Genomic DNA, 22898 nt, shown 5'->3' with positions numbered 1-22898 from the left:
CCATTCTCTAGCTCGCGTCGCGCATCTGCTCGGCGGTTTCGAGATCGACGGAGACCAGCTGTGAGACCCCCTGCTCGGCCATCGTCACGCCGAACAGCCGGTTCATGCGCGCCATGGTGATCGGATTGTGCGTGATGATGACAAAACGCGTGTTCGTCGAGGCCGCCATTTCGTCCATCAGATTGCAGAAGCGCTCGACATTCTGGTCGTCGAGCGGGGCGTCGACCTCATCGAGCACGCAGATGGGAGCCGGGTTGGTCAGGAACACCGCGAAGATCAGGGCCATGGCGGTCAGCGCCTGCTCGCCGCCCGAAAGCAGGGTCATGGTCTGCGGCTTCTTGCCGGGCGGGCGGGCAAGGATCTCAAGGCCCGCATTGAGCGGATCATCGGATTCGATGAGCTGCAATTCGGCCGTTCCGCCGCCGAAAAGATGCGTGAACAGCCGCCGGAACTGTTCGTTGACCACATCGAACGCCTTGAGCAGGCGCTCGCGGCCTTCACGATTGAGATTCTGGATCGCCTGGCGCAGCTTGCCGATCGCCTCGATCACGTCCTCGCGTTCGACAACGATCGTTTCAAGCCGTTCGGCAAGTTCCTCTTGCTCCTCCTCGGCGCGCAGATTGACGGCGCCGAGCCTCTCGCGTTCGAGCTTCAGCCGCTCAAGCCTGCGGTCAACCTGCTCAGGATCGGGCAGCGCCTCATCGGACTGCAGTCCGCTTTGCCGGATTGCCTCATGCGGTGCGCATTTCAACGTTTCGCGGATACGCGCCTCACAATCGGTGCGCCGCTCCCTGGCTGCATTCAGACGCTCTTCGGCGCGACCGCGCTGCTCGCGGCACTGGGACAGCACTTCGATGGCCTTTGCGGCCGCCTGATCGGCCTCGCGCTGGCGGGTTTCGGCTTCCACCAGGATATCGGCCGCTTCCTGGCGCTGCTCCTCGGCCTTGGACAATTCGTCCATGAGCTTGCGCCGCTGCGCATCGATTTCGTCGGGGGCGTCGGCGATTTTCTCGGCCTCGGCTGCGGTTTCTTCCAGCCGCTGAGTAAGGGTCGCGATATGGCCTTCCGCACTGCTCGCCCTCTCCAGCCAGTTGCTCCGCTCCTGCCCGATCGCCGCCAGCCGTCGCTCGCGCGCTTCGTTCTCACGGCGCAAGCCCTCAAAGGCCGCCCTCGCCTCGGCAAGTTTGCCGCGGTCCGCAGCGACCTCAGCCGTGAGACTTTCAAGCCGCTTTTCCAGCTCGCCGATCTCAGGTGCCGATGCGAGGCCGATCTCGGCTTCGTTCTTCTGCTCAGTCGCCTCCTTCGACTGGGCGGCAAGCTGTTTCGCCGCTTCCGTCAGAACCGCCCGCCGGCTGGAGAATTGACCGGCCGCCTTCTCGGCGTCGGCATGGGCCTCACGCGCCAGGACCAGGCCCTTTTGGGCTTCGCGCAGCGTTTCGCGGGTCTCGCGCTGCAAAGCCTCGCGGGACTTGAGTTCCGCCTCCGCCGCCTTCAGCGCCTCTTCAGCGGCGCGCAGCGTTTTTGTCGCTTCCACCGCTTCTGCGTCAAGTTCGGCCAGCCGGTTCTTCTGCGCAAGCCGCTGCGCCGCGGCGGTCGGGGCGTCGGCACCGGCCGTAAACCCGTCCCAGCGCCAAAGAGCACCCTCCCGGTCGACAAGGCGCTGACCCGGCAGGAGCTGGCCGCTCAGCGCTTCGCCCTCCTCCACGCCGGCGACAATGCCGACCTGCGCAAGACGCCGCGCCAGGGCCGGCGGGGCCGTCACATGGTCCGACAGCGCAACAATGCCGGGCGGCAGTTGCGGATCATCACTCGACGCGACCACGCGCCAATGGGCCGGCGCGGAGATGTCGTCCGGTTGATCGAGATCATCGCCGAGGGCAGCGCCGAGCGCCGCTTCGAAACCGCGATCCACGCGCATGCGCTCAACCACGGGCGGGAACAGTTCATTGCCTGCGCCGGCATTGAGGATCTTCGAAATGGTCCGCGCTTCGGTTTCAATTCGGTTCAGATTGGAACGGGCCTCCTGGACGGGCTGACGCAGCCCCACCTCGTTGCGCCGTTCCGCCTCGATCGCTTCCTCGATCTCGACAAGCGCGGCCTCAAGCCTTGAGACACCGTCTTCCGCGGCGTCGACAGTGGCCTTCTTCTCGGCGGGGTCAGGCAGGCCGGATATTTTCTCCGCGATGCGAGAAAGTTCCTCTTCGCCCTCCGCCAGCTGCCTTTCAAGCCGGCCGATGCGCTCGTCGGCATCGCGGATGGAGCGCTCCAGCTGGCTGCGGGAGGCGGACGCCTCCGCACGTTCAGCGGTGACGGCGCCAAGGGCCGCCTCGTTTTCCTCGAGCTTAGCACCGGCTTCGCCGAACGCTGTCTCGGCGTTCAGCGACAGCGTAGCCGCATCGGCGAGCGCTTGGCTCAGCTCCTTTTCCTCGGCGTCGAGGCGTTCGAGAATGCCGGCATTGTCCGCAATCATCCGCCGCTCGCGCTCCATGTCCTCACGCAACTGCGTCAGGCGGCGCTCGACTTCGGCCTTGCGGCCCGCGACACGTTCGGCCTCTTCCTCGATCTGCGCGCGGGCGATCTGGAGACGCTGGAGCATGGCGGCGGCTTTCGCCTCCAGTTCACGCAGCGCCGGCAGTTTCTGCGCCGAAATCGCCTGATGTTTGGCCGCTTCCATTTGCGCCTGGGCGAGCTCCGCAACCTCGCTGGTCGCCTTGGACAGGGCCGATTCAGCCTCACCCTCGGCAGACTTGGCTTCTGTCCAGCGAATATGCAGCAGTGTCGCCTCGGCCTCGCGGATCTCCGACGACAGCGTCTTGAAACGGTTGGCCTGCCGCGACTGGCGCTTGAGGCTTTCGATCTGGCTCTCCAGTTCGGACGTCACGTCGTCGAGCCGTTCGAGATTGGTTTCGGCCGCGCGCAGGCGCAGTTCGGCCTCATGGCGGCGCGAATGCAGGCCGGATATGCCCGCCGCTTCCTCCAGCAACTGGCGCCGGGCCTGGGGTTTTGCCTGGATCAGTTCGCCGATGCGCCCCTGGCCGACCATGGACGGCGAACGGGCGCCGGTGGAAGCATCCGCGAACAGCAATTGCACGTCCTTGGCGCGCGCTTCCTTGCCGTTGATTCGGTAAACCGAGCCTGATTCGCGCTCGATTCGCCGCGAAACCTGCACTTCGTCGCTCTCGTTGAAGGCTGCGGGGGCGGACCGGTCGTGATTGTCGAGGAACAGTCCGACTTCCGCCGTGTTGCGCGCCGGCCGGTTTCCCGAACCGGAAAAGATCACGTCATCCATTCCGGATGCGCGCATATTCTTGTAGGAATTCTCGCCCATCACCCAGCGCATCGCCTCGACCAGGTTGGACTTGCCGCAACCATTCGGGCCGACGATGCCGGTCAGACCTTTTTCGATAAAAAATTCAGTAGGTTCAACAAAGGACTTAAAGCCCATCAGCCGCAGTTTTGTGAACTCCATGTCAGTTCACTCCGGCGCTCGCATCGGGTGACTGCAACAGGGTGCGCACAGGGCGCGCAGCGCTCCGGCCGCAACGAGCATTTCGGCGCGTTTAAAGCAGGCTATCGATAAGTGCCGACATGGTTTCAACCGACATGTTCCCTGGATACCGCTTTCCGTTGATCAGAAATGTCGGCGTCGAGTTCACCCCGAATTCCTCAGCCGCCTTCTTTCTGACTGCATTCACATCGTCTACAAGCTTCTGGTTCGTCAAGCATGCCTCAAAGGACTCTTGTGTAAAACCGGCAAGTTTGGAAATGTCAAACAGCGCGGAGGCCGCATCCTGTGCCCGGGCCCAATTGGCCTGCTGCTGCATCAGGACATCGACCATGGGGAAGAATTTGTCATCCGGCGCACAGCGGGCCAGCATGGCGGCAGCCGTCGCCCGCGGATCGAACGGGAACTCCCTGACGATGAACTGCACCTTGCCCGTGTCCACATAGTCGGCGACGATCCGCTTGAACGTGTCGTTGTGGAAGTCGGCACAGTGCGGGCACGTCATGGACATGTATTCCACGATCTTGACCGGCGCATCGGGATCGCCCAGCGACATATCTTCCATCGGGCCGGGTTTCAGCACTTCGTCCATGTCGACATCGCCTGAAGGACTCGGCAGATCGACCGAGGCGGTCGTCACCGGATCGACGGCCGGCGCATCCTGAACCTGCGAGACCCTGTTCGCCTCACCGCTATCGCTGCATGCGGCAACAAACACGGACAGAGCCGCACCGGTGGCCAGCATGGAGAACCTGCGTCGGGTGATTGAAGAAGAAGGCATTGAATCGACCTTTCTGGGCATCCTGATCGGTGGGACGAATATCGGAGGATTGTTACCGCCTGAATTGTGGCAGGACAACATTTTTGCCGGTTTGGGGTTCACAACAGCGTTATCGGCCTTTGCGGGGTTGCGCCATCACGCCCGCGCCGAGACGCTTGAGCGCTTCACGCAGATTTTCACTCTCGATGCCGGACACCATCGCCTCGAGCTTTTCCCGGCGGTCACGCGGCAAAGGCTGCGGGTGCTTCCGTCTGCCAGCCGATCCCGATATCGGCTTTTGCACGATCTTGATCCGTTCAACAGCGGGAAAACCGAAGACGCTGTTGAGGCGCTGAATCAACTGGTCCTGCGAGTGGACAAGGAAAAGCGCCCGCGCGCCCTCGCAGGCGATGGTCAGCGTGCCGGGAACAAATGTGTCGCTCTGACTGTCACGCCGGGGCCACTTGATCTTCTCGGGCCGTGTACAATCGGCAAAATCAGGGCCGGCGATCTCGTCCCACATGCCCAGCAGCATGGTGTTGATCCCGGCCCTTTTGGCCAGTACGGGATCAAGGACGCCATTGGCGATCTCGCTGATCTGCTTAATGCCCTTGCGCCCGCTCATCGGCATCTGTCCTGTGAATTGATCTTCCCGGCGACCGGCTGCGTATTGCCAAGCACCGAACGAAGCTTACAACTCGCCATCGCGGGCTGCAACGACAGCGATATCATGGATAACACCGAACAAACGATCACCGACCCCATCCTTTCCTGGTATGACAGGCACCATCGCGACCTGCCCTGGCGTGTCTCGCCGGCCGATCGCGCACGCGGCATCAAACCGTCACCCTATCGCGTATGGCTCTCGGAGATCATGCTGCAGCAAACCACGGTGCAGGCGGTGCGGCCCTATTTCGCTGCCTTTCTGGAACGCTGGCCGGACGTGGCGGCGCTGGCGGCGGCGGAGAATGACCAGGTGATGAGCGCCTGGGCGGGGCTCGGCTATTATTCGCGCGCCCGCAATCTCAAAAAATGCGCCGATGTCGTCATCGAACAATATGGCGGCCGCTTTCCCGATGATGTGGTCGAACTGAAAAAACTGCCGGGCATCGGCGACTACACGGCAGCCGCCATAGCCAGCATTGCCTTCGACCGCCATGCCGCCGTGGTGGACGGCAACATCGAACGGGTCGTGTCGCGTCTCTTCCGCCTCACCACGCCGCTGCCCGCCGTCAAGAGTGACATCAAAGCCCGCATGGCGGTGCTGACACCGGCCGACCGGCCCGGCGATTTCGCCCAGGCCGTGATGGATCTCGGGGCGACGATCTGCACCCCGAAGCGCCCCGCCTGCGGCATCTGTCCGGTGCGCGGCGACTGCCTCAGCTCCGGCCGGGAGGATGCCGAGGCGTTTCCCTTCAAGCCGCCGAAGAAGAAGCGCCCGGTGCGGCGGGGCGCGGCGTTTGTCGCGGTCGGAGACGACGGCGCAGTGCTCTTGCGCCGGCGCATCGAAAGCGGATTGCTGGGCGGCATGGCCGAAGTTCCGACAAGCGGGTGGACCGCCTCGACCGACGGCGCGCTGGGCACCGAAGCCGCACCGTTTTCCGGCGACTGGACGCTGGCGGGAACCGTCAAACACGTATTCACCCATTTCGAACTGCGTCTTGATGTTTACCGCGCGGACGTTCACCCGCGGCCCTCGATCGATGGAGGTTGGTGGGCGCCGCGCGATCGTCTCGACGACGAGGCGCTGCCGACTGTCATGAAAAAGGCAATTGCAGCCGCTATTGATCCGGTCAGGCGCAAAGCCCGATCCGAGAAAGGAACGATGATTTGACGCAGTTTCCCATAAAACACGTGGTCTTCGATATCGGCCGTGTGCTGCTTCACTACGATCCGGAAATCCCCTTCAACCGGCTGATACCGGACGATGATGCCCGGCTGTGGTTTTTTGACAATGTCTGCACCCATGAATGGAACGTGGAACAGGATCGGGGTCGGAGTTGGGACGACGCGGAGGAACTGCTCATCGAACAGCATCCCGACCATGAAACGCATATCAGGGCGTTCCGGGCGAACTGGCACGATATGGTGCCGCACGCCTATGAGGACAGCGTCGTCATCATGCGCGGCCTGATCGATGACGGCCATGATGTGACGATGCTGACGAATTTCGCCTCCGACACGTTCCGCGAGGTTCAAAAGCGCTTCGGCTTCCTCAACGAGACGCGCGGTGTGACGGTTTCAGCCGATATCGGGGCCATCAAACCGGATCGCGAGATATTCGATAGGCATGCCGGCGATTTCGGGCTGGAGCCCGGGGCAACGCTTTTCATCGACGACAGCCCCGCCAATGTGAACGGCGCGCAGGCGGCCGGCTGGCACGCGGTACATTTTACCGACGCGGACAGGCTGAGGACGGACCTGAGGAGCTACGGGCTCGGCGCGTGACAATTACGCGCCGGCGCGGGCCATTTCATCGCGCACGATGCGGCGCAGCGCATCGATCGGCTTGAGTTCGCCGGCTTGCTCGAAATGCCAGAAGGTCCAGCCGTTGCAGGCGTCAAGGCCCTGCAGCTTCGCGCCCAGACGGTGGATCGATCCCGATTCGCCGCCGCTTGACAGCGTGCCGTCGGCGCGCACCACCGCGCTATGGCGGCGCCTGGCGCAGTGGAGGCTTGCCCCGGGCTTCAAAAGGCCGGAGTCGATCAGCACGTTGAAGGCAACACGCGGTTCGGCCTTCTTGCCGGTCATGACCGTCAACTCGGCCTTGCCCAGTGTTTTTACCTCCGCGATACGCGCCTGTGCGGCGTCGATATAGTTCTGTTCGCGTTCGATGCCGATATAGCGGCGGCCGAGGCGTTTGGCGACCGCGCCGGTCGTGCCGGAACCGAAGAAGGGATCAAGCACGACATCACCGGGTTTCGTGGATGACAGGATGATGCGCGCCAGAAGCGCCTCGGGCTTCTGGGTCGGGTGGGCCTTTTTGCCGTCCGCGCCCTTGAGCCGCTCGGAACCACTGCAAATCGGAAACAGCCAGTCGGAGCGCATCTGTACATCGTCATTGGCCGCCTTCATCGCTTCATAATTGAACGTATAGCCCTTTGCATTCTGGCCGAGGCTGGCCCAGATCATGGTTTCGTGGGCGTTCTGGAAGCGACGGCCGCGAAAGTTGGGCATGGGATTGGTCTTGCGCCAGACGATATCGTTGAGGATCCAGAAATTGAGGTCCTGAAGGATCGCACCGACCCGGTAGATATTGTGATAGGAGCCGATGACCCAGATGGTGCCGGCGGGCTTGAGAACACGGCGGCAAGCCAGAAGCCAGGCCCGGGTAAAGGCGTCGTAGGCCTTGAAGGAATCGAACTGGTCCCAGTCGTTGTCGACCGCATCCACCTTCGACTGGTCGGGCCGGTGGAGATCGCCGGCAAGCTGGAGATTGTAGGGCGGGTCCGCGAAGATCGCGTCGACCGATTTTTCCGGCAGCGCCTCAAGCGCTGCCACGCAGTCGCCCTTTATGATGGTGTCGATGACCGGCCCGGTTTTCGGACCCGGCGCCCGCTGGATGTCGGCGAGGGAAAGTACAGACATTGGATACCCGAATACGCTTACTCGAAAAACTCGGGCCATCGTCACCCAATATGGTTATCAAATTGACAACGGCTGGCGGAAGACACCATTGTCCCGCCGCGGCCGATGATGTATCAGCAGGGTCGATCCCCACATTTCAGGACTTTTTCATGGCGGGCTTTGACCTTATCATTTTCGATTGCGACGGCGTTCTCGTCGATTCCGAAATCATCGCGGCACAGCAGAAAGCCAAGCTGCTGACGGAGGCCGGATACGCGATTGACGCCGCCGAGTTTGCCCAGCGCTTCGCCGGGATGACCTGGAAGGAAACCCTGCTGAGCGTCGAAAAAGAGGCGGGGTTGCTGCTGCAGGCAAGCCTCCTGGAAAAGCCCGAAAAGATACTCGACGCAAAGCTCGCAAGGGACGTCAAGGGCATCACAGGCGTGCACCAGACGGTGGCCGGTATCGATGTCGCACGCTGCGTGTGCTCAAACTCCAGACCGCACCGGATCGAGGCCATGCTCAAACGGGCCGGGACGCTGGAGTTGTTTGCCCCGCACATCTTTTCCGCGCTGGAGGTCGGCGACGGCCGGCCGAAGCCGGCACCCGACGTCTTCGAACATGCGGCAAAAGAGATGAACGCGGACCCTGCAAAAACACTGGTCCTTGAGGATTCGGTTCATGGCGTCGAGGGAGCACGCGCCGCCGGAATGCGCGTCGTCGGCTTCACCGGCGCATCCCACACCTATCCGTCACACGCCGACAGGCTGACCGATGCGGGCGCGGAAACGGCGATCAACCGTCTCAACGACTTTCCGGCGGTTGTTGAAGCCCTCGCCGGCTGGTCCGCGCTGTCGTGAGATTGCTCTAGCCCCTGTCCTGCGGTCCTTCATCGAAGCCGATATAGACGCGAACCGAGCGCGACGCGCTGATCGGAATGTTGACGTCCGGCTTTGAGAAAAGGAACTGGGTGGTCGGAGTACCCTGCGGGAGCGACGTCTCGAATTCGGTCAGTTCAGAGTAGAGCACCTTGTTTGTGCCCTTTTCCACCACGGCAACCCGGATCGGCATCTTGATCGGACCGGCCGAGCCGGCCGGCCCGGCCGCCGCGCGTCCCGCCGCGACGACATTGATGGTCATCTCGCTGCCGGTCACGCTGCACTGGCGGGTCGTATCGGCGATGGCCGCCTGAAACTGTATCTTCGCCGGATCGTCCTCACCGCCGCGTTCGTATTTGCGGAAATAGGCGGTGCCGTCGCGAAGCTCGATTTTCGGACAGGTGCCCTGCACGACACTGCTACCGAGCGCCGGATCGACGCCGCCGCCCTGCCCGGCGCCGCCGCTCTGTGCATTCTGGCCCAGTTGCAGGCCGCCGACGCCACCTGAATTGCATCCGGCCACCAGGGCCGCAAGCCCGACAAATATTACAAAACGAAGCTTTTTCACCGCACCGACTCCCCATCCCTCGCATATACCTGACCCATCAGGCTAAAGACCAAGCTGGACCACATTGTGGTCTCATCATTTGCGGTCTTTAACGAGTCTTTTCAATGTTCTATACCAGCGCATTATTGCATCACGACATCATCCGCAAGGTCGCGGACAAAAGCGGACAGGATTTGGCCATTGCAGTACATCTCGACAAGAGGTGAAGCCCCGTCACTCGGTTTCAACGATGCTTTGTTAACAGGCCTCGCCCGCGACGGCGGGCTTTATGTGCCTGAAAACTGGCCGCATTTTTCCAAAAAAGACATCCGCGCGCTGCGCGGCCGGTCCTATGAGGACATTGCCTTCGCGGTTCTGCAGCCTTTCGTCGACGGTGAAATCCCGAACGACGATTTCCGCAGCATGATCGACGAGGCCTATGCGACGTTCCGTCACCCGGCGGTCGTGCCGCTGGTTCAGACCGGCGCGAACAGTTTCGTCCTGGAGCTTTTCCACGGCCCGACGCTTGCCTTCAAGGACGTCGCAATGCAGTTGCTTGCAAGACTGATGGACCATGTCCTGGCCGAACGCGGCCAGCGGGCGACCATTGTCGGCGCAACCTCCGGCGACACGGGCGGCGCGGCGATCGACGCCTTTGCCGAACGCGACCGGACAGACATCTTCATCCTGTTTCCGAACGGTCGTGTTTCCCCGGTTCAGCAGCGCCAGATGACGACGTCCGGGGCAAGCAATGTGCGTGCCCTCGCGATCGACGGCAATTTCGACGACTGCCAGAATCTGGTCAAGGCCATGTTCAACGATATCGGCTTTCGCGACCGGGTTCAGCTTTCCGGGGTCAACTCGATCAACTGGGGCCGCATCATGGCCCAGATCGTTTATTACTTCACAAGCGCGCTGTCGCTCGGCGCACCGGACCGAAAGGTCTCCTTCAGTGTTCCGACCGGCAATTTCGGCGACATCTTCGCCGGGTATTGCGCCAAGCGCATGGGCCTGCCGGTCGACAAGCTCGTCATCGCCACAAACGACAACGATATCCTCTCCCGGGCATTGCTCAACGGGCGGTATGAGATGCGGGACGTCGTAGCGACCACATCGCCCTCGATGGATATTCAGATCTCCTCGAACTTCGAACGGCTGCTGTTCGATGCCTTCGAGCGCGACAGCGAGAGCCTTCGCCGGTGCATGGCGAGCCTTTCGCAGTCCGGCTCCTTCACCATCGAGGACGGCGCGCTCAAGAGCATCAAAAAGGAATTCCGGTCGGGCAAGGCCACCCGGGAGCAGGCTGCCGCCACGATCAGGTCGATGCTCGACGATGCAGGCTATCTTCTCGATCCGCATACGGCCTGCGGTGCGCATGTATCACGCAGCTTTGAACGGCCTCGCGCACCCATGATAACGCTGGCGACGGCGCATCCGGCAAAATTCCCGGATGCAGTAAAATCGGCCAGCGGTATTGACCCTGCCCTTCCGTCGTGGCTCTCTGATCTGATGCATCGGGAGGAGATCTATGACACATTGCAGCCGGATCTCGACACGGTCGAGGCCTACATTGCCCGAAATGCACGCGCTGCAGGATGAGACCGGACTGAAATATGAGTGTTGAGTGTACCCGCCTGGAAAGCGGGTTGACGGTTGTCACCGAAACGATGCCGCATCTTGAGAGCGTGGCGCTCGGTGTCTGGATCAAGTCGGGATCGAGAGACGAAACGACATCCGAACACGGCATAGCGCATCTTCTGGAACATATGGCGTTCAAGGGAACCGCCAGGCGCTCGGCGCGACAGATCGCCGAGGAGATCGAAAATGTCGGCGGCGAGGTGAATGCCGCGACATCGGTTGAAACGACGTCCTACTATGCCCGTATTCTGAAAGACCACGTGCCGCTGGCCATCGATATTCTTGCCGATATCCTGACCCATTCCGTGCTCGACGAGACCGAACTGCTGCGGGAAAAACACGTCATTCTGCAGGAGATCGGCGCCGCCATCGACACGCCCGACGACGTCGTCTTCGACAAGTTCTCATCGACGGCGTTCCGCGATCAGACGATCGGGCGGTCGATTCTGGGCACGCCGGAAACGGTGCAATCGTTCACGCCGGACCAGATACGCAGCTACCTGCAGCGCAACTATACGGCTGAAAAGATGACGATCGTGGCCGCCGGCGCGGTCGACCATGACACGCTGGTGCGCCTCGTCGACGACCGGTTTTCCGATATCCTCCACACGCCGGACGGTGACGGGCGAGAGAGAAGCGCCGTCTACACCGGCGGTGAATATCGCGAAAGACGCGACCTGATGGACGTTCAGTTGCTGATCGGCTTCGAGGGACGCGCCTATCATGCGCGCGATTTCTACGCGTCGCAGATCCTCGCCAATGTCCTTGGCGGGGGCATGTCGTCGCGGCTCTTCCAGGAGGTTCGCGAACATCGCGGCCTGTGTTACTCGGTCTATGCTTTGCATTGGGGCTTTTCCGACACCGGGATTTTCGGCATCCACGCGGCAACCGGTCAGGACGATGTCCCGGAGCTCATCCCGGTGATCCTCAACGAACTGCACCAGGTTGCCGAGCGCATCGACGAGTCCGAGATCGAGCGGGCGCGGGCGCAGTTCAGGGCCGGACTGCTGATGGCGCATGAAAGCCCGGCCGCCCGGGCCAGCCAGATCGCCCGCCAGATGCTGCTCTACGGCCGCACGATCCCGAATGAGGAACTCATGGAGCGTCTGGCCGGCATCACGCCCGAACGCCTGACCGATCTTTCCGGAAGGCTGTTTTTCGACACGCCCGTCACGCTGTCGGCCGTCGGGCCGGTGGACACTTTGATGGCCGTCGACGATATCGCTTCGAGGCTGACAACCGGGCGCGAGCGCCAGGCCGCAACCGGGTAGGATGCATGTCCCCGCTTCGTCTCCTGTCCAGGCGCGAAACCGCGCCGCGCATCGACGGCGACAGCGTCTATCTGCGCTTTCCGGAACGGCGCGACTATTCTGAATGGGCGGATGTGCGCGGTTCGAGCCGCGGATTTCTCGAACCCTGGGAGCCGACCTGGCCGCAGAACGATCTGACCAAAGCGGCATTCGGTCAACGGATCGGCCGCTATGAACAGGAGTTCCGCGACGGGCGCTCGGTTCCGTTTTTCCTGTTCCTCAAAAACGGCGACCGCCTGGTGGGCGGCCTCACTATCGGAAATATCAGACGGGCGGCGGCGCAGACCTGCATGATCGGGTACTGGATGGCCGAAGACAGCGCCGGAAAAGGCCTTATGCTGGAAGGTCTCAATGCCGCCATACCCTATATCTTTGATCAGTTGCAGTTGCACCGGATAGAAGCTGCTTGTATTCCGGATAACAAACGTTCTGTCAGGCTCCTTGAAAAGGCCAATTTTCGGTATGAAGGCTATCTGCGGGGTTATCTCAAGATCAACGGCACGTGGCGCGACCATCATCTCTACGCGTTGCTGGCCAGTGATCGTTCGACGGATGGACCTTGCAAAACGCCACAAGAAAACTCCGGGTCCTAGTTGAATTCATGAACGGTCAGCCCTTCCGGATAATGCCAACCCCGCGGCACGCCTTGCTTGCGATCGTTGCGCTGATCGCCCTGATGCTGGCCGCCGCACCGGGTCTTGCGGCGGAAACCGTCAAGATTTCGCGGGACGACACCGCTCTCGACCTGACGGCAACGACCGACCTTCATGCCCAGCGCGGCAGCGCCTTCCAGACATCCACCGCGCCGGATGCGGACGGAATCGTGCGGCGGATCGAAGTGCGCTCCAGTTCCGACGCACATAGCGGCGACTGGGCGGAATTCTCGCTCGCCAATGTCTCGGACGAACAGCTCGACCGGCTGATCGTCGCTCCGCATTTCAGGCTGGCCGATTCCGGCCTGTTCTGGCCCGATCTCGGCTCCGAGCGCATTGTCTCCATTACGCCGAGCGAGGGGTTTGCCCTCGATCGCGTTGCGAGCGATGAAGCGGACGTGTTCCATATCACGCTCAATCCCGGATCGATCGTCACCTTCGTTGCCGAGCTCTCCTCCCCGAACCTTCCGCAGCTCTATCTGTGGGAGCCGGAGGCCTACAAGGACACGGTCAACTCGTTCACGCTCTACAAGGGTATCGTGCTGGGCATCGCCGGCCTGCTCGCCGTGTTCCTCACCATCCTTTTTGTGGTCAAGGGAACCTCGGTACTGCCGGCGACGGCCGCGCTCGCCTGGGCGGTTCTGGCCTATATCTGCGTCGATTTCGGGTTCCTGGCCCAGCTCGTGCAGACAACACCGACGGACGAACGCATCTGGCGGGCGGGCACCGAGATCACGCTTGCCGCGGGGCTGGTGATCTTCCTGTTCACCTATCTCAATCTCAACCGCTGGCACACCAATTTGAGCTTCGCCACGCTGGCGTGGATCGTCGGCCTGGGCATTCTTTCGGCCTTCGCGGTCTACGATCCGGTCATCGCGACCGGTATCGCGCGCTTCTCCTTTGCCGCAACGGTCATCGCCGGAACCGGGCTGATCGCCTATCTCGGGCTCAGCCGGTTCGATCGCGCAATCATGCTCATCCCGACGTGGGTGCTGATCATCTGCTGGCTGTTCGGCGCATGGCTGACGGTGACCGGTCAGTTGTCCAACGACATCGTGCAGCCGGCGCTCGGCGGCGGCCTCGTCCTCATCGTCCTGCTTATCGGCTTCACGGTCATGCAGCACGCCTTTGCCGGCGGCGGCGCGCAGCAGGGCCTGTTCAGCGATCTGGAACGCCAGTCGCTCGCCCTGACGGGCTCCGGCGACATTGTCTGGGACTGGGACGTCTCACGCGACCGTATCGTGACGATGCCGGATGTCAGCCGGCAGCTCGGCCTTTCGCCCGGCAGCCTCTTCGGCCCGGCCCGCAACTGGCTGCCGCGTATTCATCCCGATGACAGGGACCGTTTCCGCTCGACGCTCGATGTCGTTCTTGAACATCGCCGCGGCCGGCTCAATCACCAGTTCCGCATCCGCGCCGAGGACGGGCACTACCACTGGCTCGCACTGCGTGCCCGGCCGGTTGTCGGCTCGGACGGCGAGGTTATCCGCTGCGTCGGCACGCTGATCGATGTGACCGAGCAGAAGAGTTCCGAGGAACGCCTGCTGCACGATGCCGTGCACGACAATCTGACCGGACTGCCCAACCGTGAGCTCTTCATCGACCGGCTGGACGCGATCATCGCACTCGCCAGCGCGGAGGATTCGGTGCGGCCGACGATCTTCGCGATCGACATCGACCGTTTCAAGCAGGTCAATGACGAGCTTGGCATCTCGGCGGGCGACACCATCCTTTTGACCATCGCCCGGCGGCTCAAACGGCTTTTGAAGCCGCAGGACACGCTGGCGCGCATTAGCGGCGACCAGTTCGGGCTGATCCTGCTTTCCGAACAGGAGCCGCAAAAGGTCGCGGCCTTTTCCGAAAGCATCAGCAAGGCGATCATGGTGCCGATCAGTTTCGGCCAGAAGGAAATCATCCTGACCGGATCGATCGGGCTGGTGACCTGGGTGGACGAGATGTCCTCGCCGCTGGAACTGGTCAAGGACGCCGAGCTTGCCATGTATCAGGCCAAGCGCGTCGGCGGAAACCGGATCGAGCCCTACCGGCCGGCCTTCCGCTCCGTCGGGGCCGACAAGCTGCAGATCGAATCCGACCTGCGGCGGGCACTCGAACGCCACGAACTGACCATGGTCTACCAGCCTATCGTCGATATCGCGAGCGCCGAGATCGCCGGTTTCGAGGCACTGATGCGCTGGGACCATCCGCGCAAGGGCAATATCGCACCGTCGGAGTTCATTCCGATCGCCGAAAGTTCGGACCTGATCATGGAACTGGGCATGTATGCGCTGCAGCAGTCGTGCGAGGACATTGCGTCCTGGTACCGGGCGCTCGGCCAGATCCCGATTTTCATGTCGGTGAACCTTTCGAGCGCGCAGCTTCTGCGCAACGATCTTTACAATGAAATCCGCTCAGTGCTGACCAAGACCGGCTGCAAACCGCCCATGCTCAAGCTGGAGCTGACGGAATCGGTGGTCATGCACAACCCGGAACAGGCCGCGCGGGTGCTTGCCCGGCTGAAGGATCTGGGGCTGCAGCTTGCCCTCGACGATTTCGGCACCGGGCACTCATCGCTGTCCTACCTCACCCGTTTTCCGTTCGACACGATCAAGATCGATCAGTCGCTGGTGCGGGCCACCAATGACAAGCAGGTCGTTCTTTTGCGCTCCATCATCTCAATGGCGCGCGATCTTGAAATGAATATCGTCGCCGAGGGCATCGAGACGGAAGAGGATGCGGAGGAACTGGCGGAGCTCGGCTGCGACTACGCGCAAAGCTTCCTGTTCGGGCCGCCCATCAGCGCCAATTCGGTGCTCAAACTGCTCAGAGAGCATTTCCCGGTGATGTAGGGACACCTAACGCCACTTCGTCAGGGCTTCTTCCTCCGTGCTGATGCGCACCACGAGCATCGCCGCGTTAAGGGCGGAGAAGACGGCTGCGACAACGGGCAGCCCGAAGATCATCGGCACGGTCAGCATCTCGGCGATGACCAGCAGATAGTTCGGATGCTTCGTCCAGGCGAAGGGTCCTTTGGTGACAAGCGGCGCCGGCAGGACGATGATCCGGGTCGTCCACCGCTCGCCAAGGCTCCAGATGATCCACACGCGCGCAAGCTGCAAGGCGACAAAGACCGCCAGCCACGGAAGCGAAAGGTCCTGCCCTATCCCGAACCAGATCAACGTCAGGAGCCAGGCGCCGTGCAGGCCGACCATATAGGAATAATGGCCGGCGCCGTGTTCGGTCGCGCCCTTCGCCAGAAGCCTTGCAGTGTTTCGCCGGGACAGGGCCAGCTCGCCGAGACGCTGCGCGACGAGGAAGGCCAACAGGATCAGTGCGGGAACGGAAACAGTCAATTCAGGCCTCTGAAACAGGCAGGAAGGACGCGGTGAACCCGGGACCGAAGGCGCCCATCAGCATCTCGCCCCGTTGTTCCGTTTCCAGAACCTGCTTGAGGACAAACAGCACCGTCGGTGCGGACATATTACCGAAGTTGCGCAGGACCTCCCGTTCCACGCCAAGGCTCTCCGGTTCCAGATCCAGCGACAGTTCGATGGCCTGCAGGACCTTTGTGCCGCCGGGGTGGAAGACGAAGCGGTCGATCTCATCGGCATCCTTGCCGAGAATCGACAGCGCGTCGGAAACGGCGCTGAGGAGATTGTTCCTGGTGAAATCGGGGATCGCCTTGTCGAAGATAACCCCCAAGGAATTGTCGCTGACGTCCCATCCCATGATGGACAACGTGTCCGGCCAGATCTTCTGTGTGCCCCTGCCGATGAAGATGTCACGGGTTTTGTAGCGGGCCGGCGCCGAGGTGACGCACACGGCCGCCGCGCCGTCCCCGAACAGGGCCGCGCCGATGATATCGGCCTTGTTCGGGATACCGCTGCAGAAGGAAACCGAGCAGGCCTCGACGGCAACCAGCAGCACGCGCAGACCGTCCTGCGCCGCCGCCAGATCGCGCGCGATCGCCAGACCCGACACACCGCCGGCACATCCGAGCCCGAAAACCGGAACACGCATGATGTCATTGCGGAACCCCATGCGGGACAGCGCCCTGGCTTCCAGGGACGGCGTGGCGATGCCGGTCGAGGAAACCGTCACGACAACGTCAACATCGCCCGCCTCCCAGCCCGCATCGGCCAGTGCCGCGCCGGCCGCCTCGACAAAAAGCTCCGTGGTGCCGCTCAGATAGGCTTCGTTCCGTTCCGACCATGTCTTCGGGGTCTCGAACCATGAATTCTCCGCCACGGTATAGCGTGTGTCGATGCCGGCATTTTCAAATGCCTTCGACATACGCTCGAACTGACTGAACCTGCTGCCGAGGGTACGGCGCGCCCAGTCCAGAACCAGGGTTTGCGGTATTTCTTCGCCGGGGACGGCGGTTGATATGCCGGCCAGTTTCACGCTCAAAAGACATCTCCACGAATGGGCGGTGCAGTCCTTCGGCCCCATATAGAAAAGATGCGTCATTCGCCGATAGGACAAGGCGTAAACTTTGATGACGTTCTGTTGAGGCGGGCGGCCGGTCCGTGATCGCCTCCCGGCCGCCGATGCGAGAACCGCCGGAGCGACCATGTTACCGCATGGAGGAGCGCTAAGCCTGGCCGCACTCGCTTGACAGCATGGCGGGATCGATCCCGATGGACGCAAAGGCGCGTTCGTATTTCGTGTCCAGATCGTCGCTGAAGATGATGTCGTTGACAGCCGGGCATGTCAGCCAGCCATTGGCGCTGACCTCGTTTTCCAGTTGGCCCGCGCCCCAGCCGGAATAGCCGAGCATCATGGTGGCCTTTTTCGGCCCCTTGTCCTTGGTGATGGCACGAAGGATGTCAACCGTCGCCGTCAGTGACAGATCCTCGGAGATCGGAAGCGTCGCCTCGCTGTGATAGTCATCGGAATGAAGGACAAATCCCCTGCCCGTCTCCACCGGTCCGCCGGTCTGGACACTGAGTTCGATTGCCGACGACGGCAAGGTGGCCGCGTCATCGTCATCGATGAGCTCCAGTTGGACCATGAGTTCGCAGAAACTGATGGACTGGGGCCGGTTGAGAATAAAACCAACCGCGCCGTTCCTGTTGTGGGCGCAGATGTAGATCACGGTGCGGGAAAAGTTGCTGTCGGACAGTCCGGGCATGGCGAGCAGGAACTGCCCGTCAAAACAACCCCGTTCTGCGTCACCCAGGAGACTTTCGTGAAGAATGTCCATAAGGGGAGCTTACCGCAATTATGGTGTAAATTGAAACCGCGACCTGAACCCATAGTGTCGCGCCGGGGACAGCCACCGCCCGACGCGGAAACGCCCCGATGCCGCGATCACCTTAAAATGAACGTGCCGGCGCTGCTCGTGACTGGTTTCAGCCGGTCGCCGGGACTAGATTGGCGTCATGATCACTTATCGTTTCAGACCACAATCGGCCGCAATCGGAACTGCCGGCGGCGCGCTGATCGCCTTTCTTGCGCTCTCTTCGGCGGCCGTTGCAGCGTCGAGCGAATGGGTCGAGACCGAGGGCGGGCGCATCCGCGTCTCGGCACTTGAACCGGCAGCCGACGGGACAATCAAGGCAGCGCTGGACATCGAGCTTCTGCCGGGGTGGAAGACCTATTGGCGCGACCCGGGAGAGGCCGGCGTCCCGCCGACATTTCGTGTTGACCGAAGCCAGAATGTGCAATCGGCGGAGATCCATTTTCCCGCGCCCAAGCGGATCGAGGACGCCTATTCGGTCTGGGCCGGCTACGATTATCCGGTTGTCCTGCCCATCACTTTGAAACAGGAGACGGCAGGGGCAAAAAGTGTCCTGGAAGCCGACGTCTTTCTCGGCATTTGCGAATCCGTCTGCATCCCGTTTCAGACGCGTTTTACCCTCACCCTCGATCCGGAGCAGCCGGCCAATTCGTTCGAAAGGAGAATGGTCACGCGGGCGTTCCGTTCACTGCCGCAGGCACCTGCGGACGATTTCAAGGTGCGCGAAACCAGTGACAGCGGTGACATGCTGACCTTTGCCGTTGCCCTGCCCGACGGCGCTGGCGACGGGGAGATTTTTGTAACCGGGCCGCGCGGCTGGCGTTTCGAGACGCCGAACCACACCGGCGTTTCGGGCAATATCGCGACCTTTGAAGTGCCCCATTCGGGACCGGATAAGGCCGGTCTTTCCGGACATACAATCCATGTTGTCGTCAAAACATCGGACCGCGCGATGCAAACGGACATCACCTTGCCGTAACGCCCGGCGGCTGTCGGACGCTGCCGTCCCTTACACGGCGAAATCACTGGACATCACACGGCGCTCTACTATCTTTCGGTCTGTCCCGGGATCCCGGCATACCGCCGGTCAATCGATATTACCGGGGCATCGATTGCAATGGGCGCAACGCCAGTTTTATGAGGATGATGCACGTGACGATCTCAGTCGGCGACAAACTACCTGAATTGACCCTGAAAGAAGCAACCTCCGAAGGCATGAACGAGGTTTCGACACAGGATATCTTCTCCGGCAAGAAGGTGGTTCTGTTTGCCGTTCCCGGAGCCTTTACCGGCACGTGCAGCAATGTCCACGTGCCCGGATATCTGCAACACCGCGATGCCCTGATGGCCAAGGGCGTCGGCGAAATCGCCGTGCTCTCGGTCAATGACGCATTTGTCATGGACGCCTGGGCAAAAAGCACCGAAGGGGAAGGCAAGATCCGCTTCCTGGCGGACTGGGACGGCGCCTTCACGAAGGCCGTCGGACTGGACATCGATCTTTCCGCCGGAACGCTCGGGATGCGCTCGAAGCGTTATGCCATGATCGTCGAGGACGGCACCGTATCGGCACTCAACGTCGAGCCGTCACCGGGTGACGTGACCAACTCCGGTGCGGAGGCGATACTGGAGCAACTGTAGGCCATCAGGCCTTGTAGGGCGCCATGGCGAGGCGGGCGAGTTCGTCCGCCCGCTCGTTCTCCGGGTGGCCGGCATGGCCTTTCACCCAATGCCATGTGACCTGATGACGGTTGCGGGCCTCCTCAAGCGCCTGCCAGAGCTCGGCGTTCTTGACCGGCTTTTTGGCCGCGGTCTTCCAGCCATTGCGTTTCCAGCCCTCAATCCAGCCGCCGATCCCGTCCTTGACGTAGGATGAGTCGGTATAGAGATCGACCCGGCAGCGCTCTTTCAGCGCGTTCAGCGCCTTGATCGCCGCCGTCAGTTCCATCCGGTTGTTGGTGGTATCGGCCTCCCCGCCCGACATTTCCTTATCCAGGCCCTGATAGCGCAGAATGGCGCCCCAGCCGCCCGGGCCCGGATTTCCGGAACACGCACCGTCGGTGAAGATCTCAACATGTTTCAATTTGGGCCGTCTTTTCTTAGGCCGTATTCTCCGGCCGAGTCGATGTTGCGATGGAAGCGCAGATAGCGCAGATATTCCCGCGGGTCCTTCTTGACCACCATGGCGCCGTCCGGAACGGTCAGCCAGTCGTAAAGCCGGGTCAGGAAAAACCGCAAGGCCGCGCCATGGGCCAGCAGCGGCAGGGCATCGGCTTCGGGTCCGCTGAGCGGCCGCACCGACTGGTAGCCGTCCAGAAGCGCCATACCTTTTGTCACGTTGAACGATCCGTCGCGCTCGAAACACCATGCATTGAGGCAAATGGCGATGTCGTATGCGAAGAGGTCGTTGCAGGCAAAATAGAAATCAATGACGCCGGAGAGTTTTTCGCTGAGGAAGAACACGTTGTCGGGAAACATGTCCGCGTGGATGACACCCGAAGGCAGACCCTGCGGCCAGTTTTTCTCAAGATGGTCGAGATCGGCGCCTATTTCCGCGGCAAGGCCTGTTTCAACCTCGTCGGCGCGCGATGCCGACTGGTTCCATAAGGAACGCCAGGCGCCGACCGAGAGCGCGTTGGACCGGTTGCGTTGAAATCCCTTGCCGCAGACATGCAGCGTCGCCGCCGCCTTGCCGACCTCGCGGCAGTGGACGGGCGTCGGCCGGCGCGGCCACATGCCCTCGAGGAATGTTATGACCGCTGCGGGCCGACCCGCCAGCGCGCCGAGGACGATGCCGTCGCGGCGGTGCACCGGCAAAGGACAGGTCAGGCCGTTTTGCGCCAGATGCTCCATCAGTCCGAGAAAAAACGGCAGGTCATTGCGGTCCACGCGCTTTTCGTAAAGCGTCAGGATGTAGGAACCCGCGGATGTGTGCAGGAGGAAGTTTGAATTCTCGACGCCTTCGGCAATCCCCTTGTAGGAAAGCAATTCACCGATATCGTACGGTTCCAGGAAATCCCGCAATTCCGTCTCGGTGATGTCGGTATAGACGGCCAAATTCCAGCCTCTCGGATCCGCTGTTCGCGATTTGCTTCTAGCGATCCGCCTCGCCATTGACAAATGCCATGTCGGCTGTCGTGAGTTCGACATCGCGAAGATCGCGCGCGACCAGGAAGTTCTCGTCTTCTACCGCCGTTTCGACCAGATCAATGGTGATGTTGAAGCGTTTGCCGAATTCACCGATGATTTCATCGACAATGATCTCGGGCGCCGAGGCACCGGCCGACAGGCCGATCACTTCCGGCGGCGCGGCGTCGATCTCGGGCCACGGAATTTCTCCGGCCCGCTGCACAAGCAGCGACTTTTCGGCTCCGGCCCGAAGAGCCACCTCCACAAGCCGCTTCGAATTGGAGGAATTCGGCGCGCCGACAACGAGGAACAGATCACAGCCGGGCGCCGCGGCCCGCACGGCCTCCTGCCGGTTGGTGGTGGCATAACAAATGGATTCGGCGGCCGGTGCCATAAGATTCGGAAAACGGTTCTGCAGTGCTTCTATGATATCGGACGTCTCGTCGACGGAGAGCGTGGTCTGGGTCACAAATCCAAGATTGTCGGGGTCCGGCGGTGTGAAGGACTGCGCGCCCTCGACAGTTTCGACAAGACTGATGGCACCCGGAGGCAACTGCCCCATCGTTCCGATCACCTCTGGATGGCCGGCATGCCCGACCAGGATGACATGTCGGCCCTGACGCTGATGACGCATCGCCTGCTTGTGAACCTTGGACACCAGAGGACAGGTCGCGTCGAGATAAAAGAGATTGCGTTCCACCGCGTCGGCCGGAACGGATTTCGGCACGCCATGGGCTGAAAAGATCACCGGCTGGTCATGATGCTCGGGCGGAATCTCGTGCAGTTCCTTGACAAAAACAGCGCCGCGCTCGCGCAGCCCGTCGACCACATACCGGTTGTGGACGATCTCGTGGCGTACATAGACCGGAGAGCCGTACTTTTTCAGCGCCAGGACAACCATCTGAATGGCCCGGTCCACGCCCGCGCAAAACCCGCGCGGGCCGCAAAGCCTTATGGTCAGGGATGGTTTGTTCGAAACTGTCATGACCTCCACCGAAATAGCTCGCCGGCTTTTTAGAACAAGTGCCTGCGTATGGAAACCTTGCAATCAGGACCCGCTACGGCCTTTTTCGCGAACGCCAGATAAAGTATCCGGTCACAATGGCCAGGGCGGCCGCCAGCCCGAACCATGTCACCGCATATTGCAGGTGATTGTTGGACAGCGCAACACGTGTAACGCCGGGTATGGGCCCCGGCGTGCCGGCTCCGCTGCCGCCGGAAACATCGACGAAGAACGGGATCAGCGCGGCCTTGTCGAGACCCATCGTATCGGCCATGGCGGCAAGGTCCTTCCAGTACCAGGTGCTGTTTTGCGGCTCGTTGTCCGGCACCAGGGACCCCGGCTTCTGCGTCAGCGGATTGCGGGCGATGCCGATGAGGTCCAGCGGCCCTCGCGGCGGCGTCCACGGCCGGCTGGACGGGTCCTTGAGGTCGTAAGGCACAAATCCGCGGTTGACGATGACGGTACGCCCGTCGGGCAATCCGAGCGGCGTATAGACGTACCAGCCGGATTGGCCGTCATGGGTTGCAAGGTAATGCTGTTCGGCGGCGTGGTCGAACGTGCCTGCAAGCAGCACCGGCATATAGCCGACGTCGCCGGAAGCGCGCCACTCGGTCAGGATATCCTCCAACGGCGCCGGCGCGCCGTTCATGCGGCTTTCGATCGTCGCGATCA

At 61.8% G+C, this 22898-nt stretch carries 21 protein-coding genes; 9 read left to right on the top strand and 12 right to left on the bottom strand.

Going from position 1 to position 22898, the window contains the following annotated elements; genetic code table 11:
* Positions 1–7: 7 nt before the first annotated feature.
* From smc to AC5E6N_RS07655, 3 genes are all read right to left on the bottom strand, one after another.
* Positions 8–3469, bottom strand: a complete 3462-nt coding sequence (smc, locus tag AC5E6N_RS07665; RefSeq protein WP_491747265.1) for a chromosome segregation protein SMC — start codon at positions 3467–3469, stop codon at positions 8–10.
* 91 nt (positions 3470–3560) lie between these two features.
* Complete coding sequence (locus AC5E6N_RS07660) at positions 3561–4286, bottom strand: DsbA family protein (protein WP_491747264.1); 726 nt, start codon at positions 4284–4286, stop codon at positions 3561–3563.
* Positions 4287–4395: 109 nt separating this feature from the next.
* Complete coding sequence (locus AC5E6N_RS07655; protein ID WP_491747263.1) at positions 4396–4890, bottom strand: DUF721 domain-containing protein; 495 nt, start codon at positions 4888–4890, stop codon at positions 4396–4398.
* Between the two features lie 105 nt (positions 4891–4995).
* Between AC5E6N_RS07655 and mutY the strand changes: the two genes are divergently transcribed.
* The gene (gene mutY / locus AC5E6N_RS07650) at positions 4996–6099 is read left to right on the top strand and encodes an A/G-specific adenine glycosylase (protein WP_491747262.1); all 1104 of its coding nucleotides are present in this window, start codon (positions 4996–4998) and stop codon (positions 6097–6099) included.
* Positions 6096–6713 carry an HAD family hydrolase gene (locus AC5E6N_RS07645; RefSeq protein ID WP_491747261.1) on the top strand — a complete coding sequence of 206 codons (618 nt, stop codon included), beginning with the start codon at positions 6096–6098 and terminating at the stop codon, positions 6711–6713. The genes mutY and AC5E6N_RS07645 overlap by 4 nt, the downstream gene beginning before the upstream one ends.
* Before the next feature lie 3 nt (positions 6714–6716).
* Here AC5E6N_RS07645 and AC5E6N_RS07640 read toward each other — a convergent pair whose 3' ends face one another.
* On the bottom strand, positions 6717–7853 hold the full coding sequence (locus AC5E6N_RS07640; protein ID WP_491747260.1) for a site-specific DNA-methyltransferase: 1137 nt from the start codon (positions 7851–7853) through the stop codon (positions 6717–6719).
* A gap of 149 nt (positions 7854–8002) precedes the next feature.
* Between AC5E6N_RS07640 and AC5E6N_RS07635 the strand changes: the two genes are divergently transcribed.
* A complete protein-coding gene (locus tag AC5E6N_RS07635) occupies positions 8003–8692 on the top strand; it encodes an HAD family hydrolase (RefSeq protein WP_491747259.1) in 690 nt (229 codons plus the stop codon).
* A 7-nt stretch (positions 8693–8699) separates the two neighbouring features.
* On the opposite strand, the gene AC5E6N_RS07630 is transcribed toward AC5E6N_RS07635, so the two are convergent.
* Positions 8700–9278 (bottom strand): hypothetical protein, encoded by a 579-nt coding sequence (locus AC5E6N_RS07630; RefSeq protein WP_491747258.1) that lies wholly within the window; start codon positions 9276–9278, stop codon positions 8700–8702.
* A gap of 180 nt (positions 9279–9458) precedes the next feature.
* Between AC5E6N_RS07630 and thrC the strand changes: the two genes are divergently transcribed.
* Genes thrC through AC5E6N_RS07610 form a run of 4 tightly spaced genes read left to right on the top strand, consistent with a single transcriptional unit; the run spans position 9459 to position 15704 of the window.
* On the top strand, positions 9459–10856 hold the full coding sequence (gene thrC, locus AC5E6N_RS07625; protein WP_491747257.1) for a threonine synthase: 1398 nt from the start codon (positions 9459–9461) through the stop codon (positions 10854–10856).
* A gap of 14 nt (positions 10857–10870) precedes the next feature.
* On the top strand, positions 10871–12166 hold the full coding sequence (locus AC5E6N_RS07620) for a M16 family metallopeptidase (protein ID WP_491747256.1): 1296 nt from the start codon (positions 10871–10873) through the stop codon (positions 12164–12166).
* Positions 12167–12171: 5 nt separating this feature from the next.
* On the top strand, positions 12172–12798 hold the full coding sequence (locus AC5E6N_RS07615; protein WP_491747255.1) for a GNAT family N-acetyltransferase: 627 nt from the start codon (positions 12172–12174) through the stop codon (positions 12796–12798).
* A gap of 32 nt (positions 12799–12830) precedes the next feature.
* Positions 12831–15704, top strand: a complete 2874-nt coding sequence (locus tag AC5E6N_RS07610) for an EAL domain-containing protein (protein ID WP_491747254.1) — start codon at positions 12831–12833, stop codon at positions 15702–15704.
* A gap of 6 nt (positions 15705–15710) precedes the next feature.
* Here AC5E6N_RS07610 and AC5E6N_RS07605 read toward each other — a convergent pair whose 3' ends face one another.
* From AC5E6N_RS07605 to AC5E6N_RS07595, 3 genes are all read right to left on the bottom strand, one after another.
* The gene (locus tag AC5E6N_RS07605) at positions 15711–16208 is read right to left on the bottom strand and encodes an isoprenylcysteine carboxyl methyltransferase family protein (RefSeq protein WP_491747253.1); all 498 of its coding nucleotides are present in this window, start codon (positions 16206–16208) and stop codon (positions 15711–15713) included.
* Position 16209: 1 nt separating this feature from the next.
* Positions 16210–17259 carry a type III polyketide synthase gene (locus tag AC5E6N_RS07600; RefSeq protein ID WP_491747282.1) on the bottom strand — a complete coding sequence of 350 codons (1050 nt, stop codon included), beginning with the start codon at positions 17257–17259 and terminating at the stop codon, positions 16210–16212.
* Between the two features lie 190 nt (positions 17260–17449).
* Positions 17450–18061 carry a YqgE/AlgH family protein gene (locus AC5E6N_RS07595; protein ID WP_491747252.1) on the bottom strand — a complete coding sequence of 204 codons (612 nt, stop codon included), beginning with the start codon at positions 18059–18061 and terminating at the stop codon, positions 17450–17452.
* Between the two features lie 178 nt (positions 18062–18239).
* On the opposite strand from AC5E6N_RS07595, the gene AC5E6N_RS07590 reads away from it, so the two are divergent.
* On the top strand, positions 18240–19076 hold the full coding sequence (locus AC5E6N_RS07590; protein ID WP_491747251.1) for a protein-disulfide reductase DsbD domain-containing protein: 837 nt from the start codon (positions 18240–18242) through the stop codon (positions 19074–19076).
* A gap of 173 nt (positions 19077–19249) precedes the next feature.
* Positions 19250–19735, top strand: coding sequence for a peroxiredoxin (locus tag AC5E6N_RS07585; protein WP_491747250.1), 486 nt, complete (start codon positions 19250–19252; stop codon positions 19733–19735).
* Positions 19736–19739: 4 nt separating this feature from the next.
* On the opposite strand, the gene rnhA is transcribed toward AC5E6N_RS07585, so the two are convergent.
* The 4 genes from rnhA to AC5E6N_RS07565 form a co-directional block, all read right to left on the bottom strand.
* Positions 19740–20177 carry a ribonuclease HI gene (gene rnhA, locus AC5E6N_RS07580; RefSeq protein ID WP_491747249.1) on the bottom strand — a complete coding sequence of 146 codons (438 nt, stop codon included), beginning with the start codon at positions 20175–20177 and terminating at the stop codon, positions 19740–19742.
* The gene (locus AC5E6N_RS07575; protein ID WP_491747248.1) at positions 20174–21151 is read right to left on the bottom strand and encodes a homoserine kinase; all 978 of its coding nucleotides are present in this window, start codon (positions 21149–21151) and stop codon (positions 20174–20176) included. Before AC5E6N_RS07575 ends, rnhA begins: the two co-directional genes overlap by 4 nt.
* Positions 21152–21188: 37 nt before the next feature.
* On the bottom strand, positions 21189–22208 hold the full coding sequence (gene ispH / locus AC5E6N_RS07570) for a 4-hydroxy-3-methylbut-2-enyl diphosphate reductase (protein WP_491747247.1): 1020 nt from the start codon (positions 22206–22208) through the stop codon (positions 21189–21191).
* A gap of 73 nt (positions 22209–22281) precedes the next feature.
* Positions 22282–22898, bottom strand: a 617-nt coding sequence (locus AC5E6N_RS07565; RefSeq protein ID WP_491747246.1) for an SURF1 family protein, incomplete at its 5' end; no start/stop codon positions are given.

Source organism: Hoeflea sp. (assembly GCF_984452065.1).
Note: the sequence above shows the minus strand (reverse complement) of the source record. Positions and strands in the feature narration are given on the sequence as shown.

Bases quoted from the DNA above. Each gene is read 5' to 3' on its own strand.
- smc (WP_491747265.1), bottom strand. From the start codon at position 3,469: ATGGAGTTCACAAAACTGCGGCTGATGGGCTTTAAGTCCTTTGTTGAA.
- AC5E6N_RS07660 (WP_491747264.1), bottom strand. From the start codon at position 4,286: ATGCCTTCTTCTTCAATCACCCGACGCAGGTTCTCCATGCTGGCCACC.
- AC5E6N_RS07655 (WP_491747263.1), bottom strand. From the start codon at position 4,890: ATGAGCGGGCGCAAGGGCATTAAGCAGATCAGCGAGATCGCCAATGGC.
- mutY (WP_491747262.1), top strand. From the start codon at position 4,996: ATGGATAACACCGAACAAACGATCACCGACCCCATCCTTTCCTGGTAT.
- AC5E6N_RS07640 (WP_491747260.1), bottom strand. From the start codon at position 7,853: ATGTCTGTACTTTCCCTCGCCGACATCCAGCGGGCGCCGGGTCCGAAA.
- AC5E6N_RS07635 (WP_491747259.1), top strand. From the start codon at position 8,003: ATGGCGGGCTTTGACCTTATCATTTTCGATTGCGACGGCGTTCTCGTC.
- AC5E6N_RS07620 (WP_491747256.1), top strand. From the start codon at position 10,871: ATGAGTGTTGAGTGTACCCGCCTGGAAAGCGGGTTGACGGTTGTCACC.
- AC5E6N_RS07615 (WP_491747255.1), top strand. From the start codon at position 12,172: ATGTCCCCGCTTCGTCTCCTGTCCAGGCGCGAAACCGCGCCGCGCATC.
- AC5E6N_RS07610 (WP_491747254.1), top strand. From the start codon at position 12,831: ATGCCAACCCCGCGGCACGCCTTGCTTGCGATCGTTGCGCTGATCGCC.
- AC5E6N_RS07595 (WP_491747252.1), bottom strand. From the start codon at position 18,061: ATGGACATTCTTCACGAAAGTCTCCTGGGTGACGCAGAACGGGGTTGT.
- AC5E6N_RS07590 (WP_491747251.1), top strand. From the start codon at position 18,240: ATGATCACTTATCGTTTCAGACCACAATCGGCCGCAATCGGAACTGCC.
- ispH (WP_491747247.1), bottom strand. From the start codon at position 22,208: ATGACAGTTTCGAACAAACCATCCCTGACCATAAGGCTTTGCGGCCCG.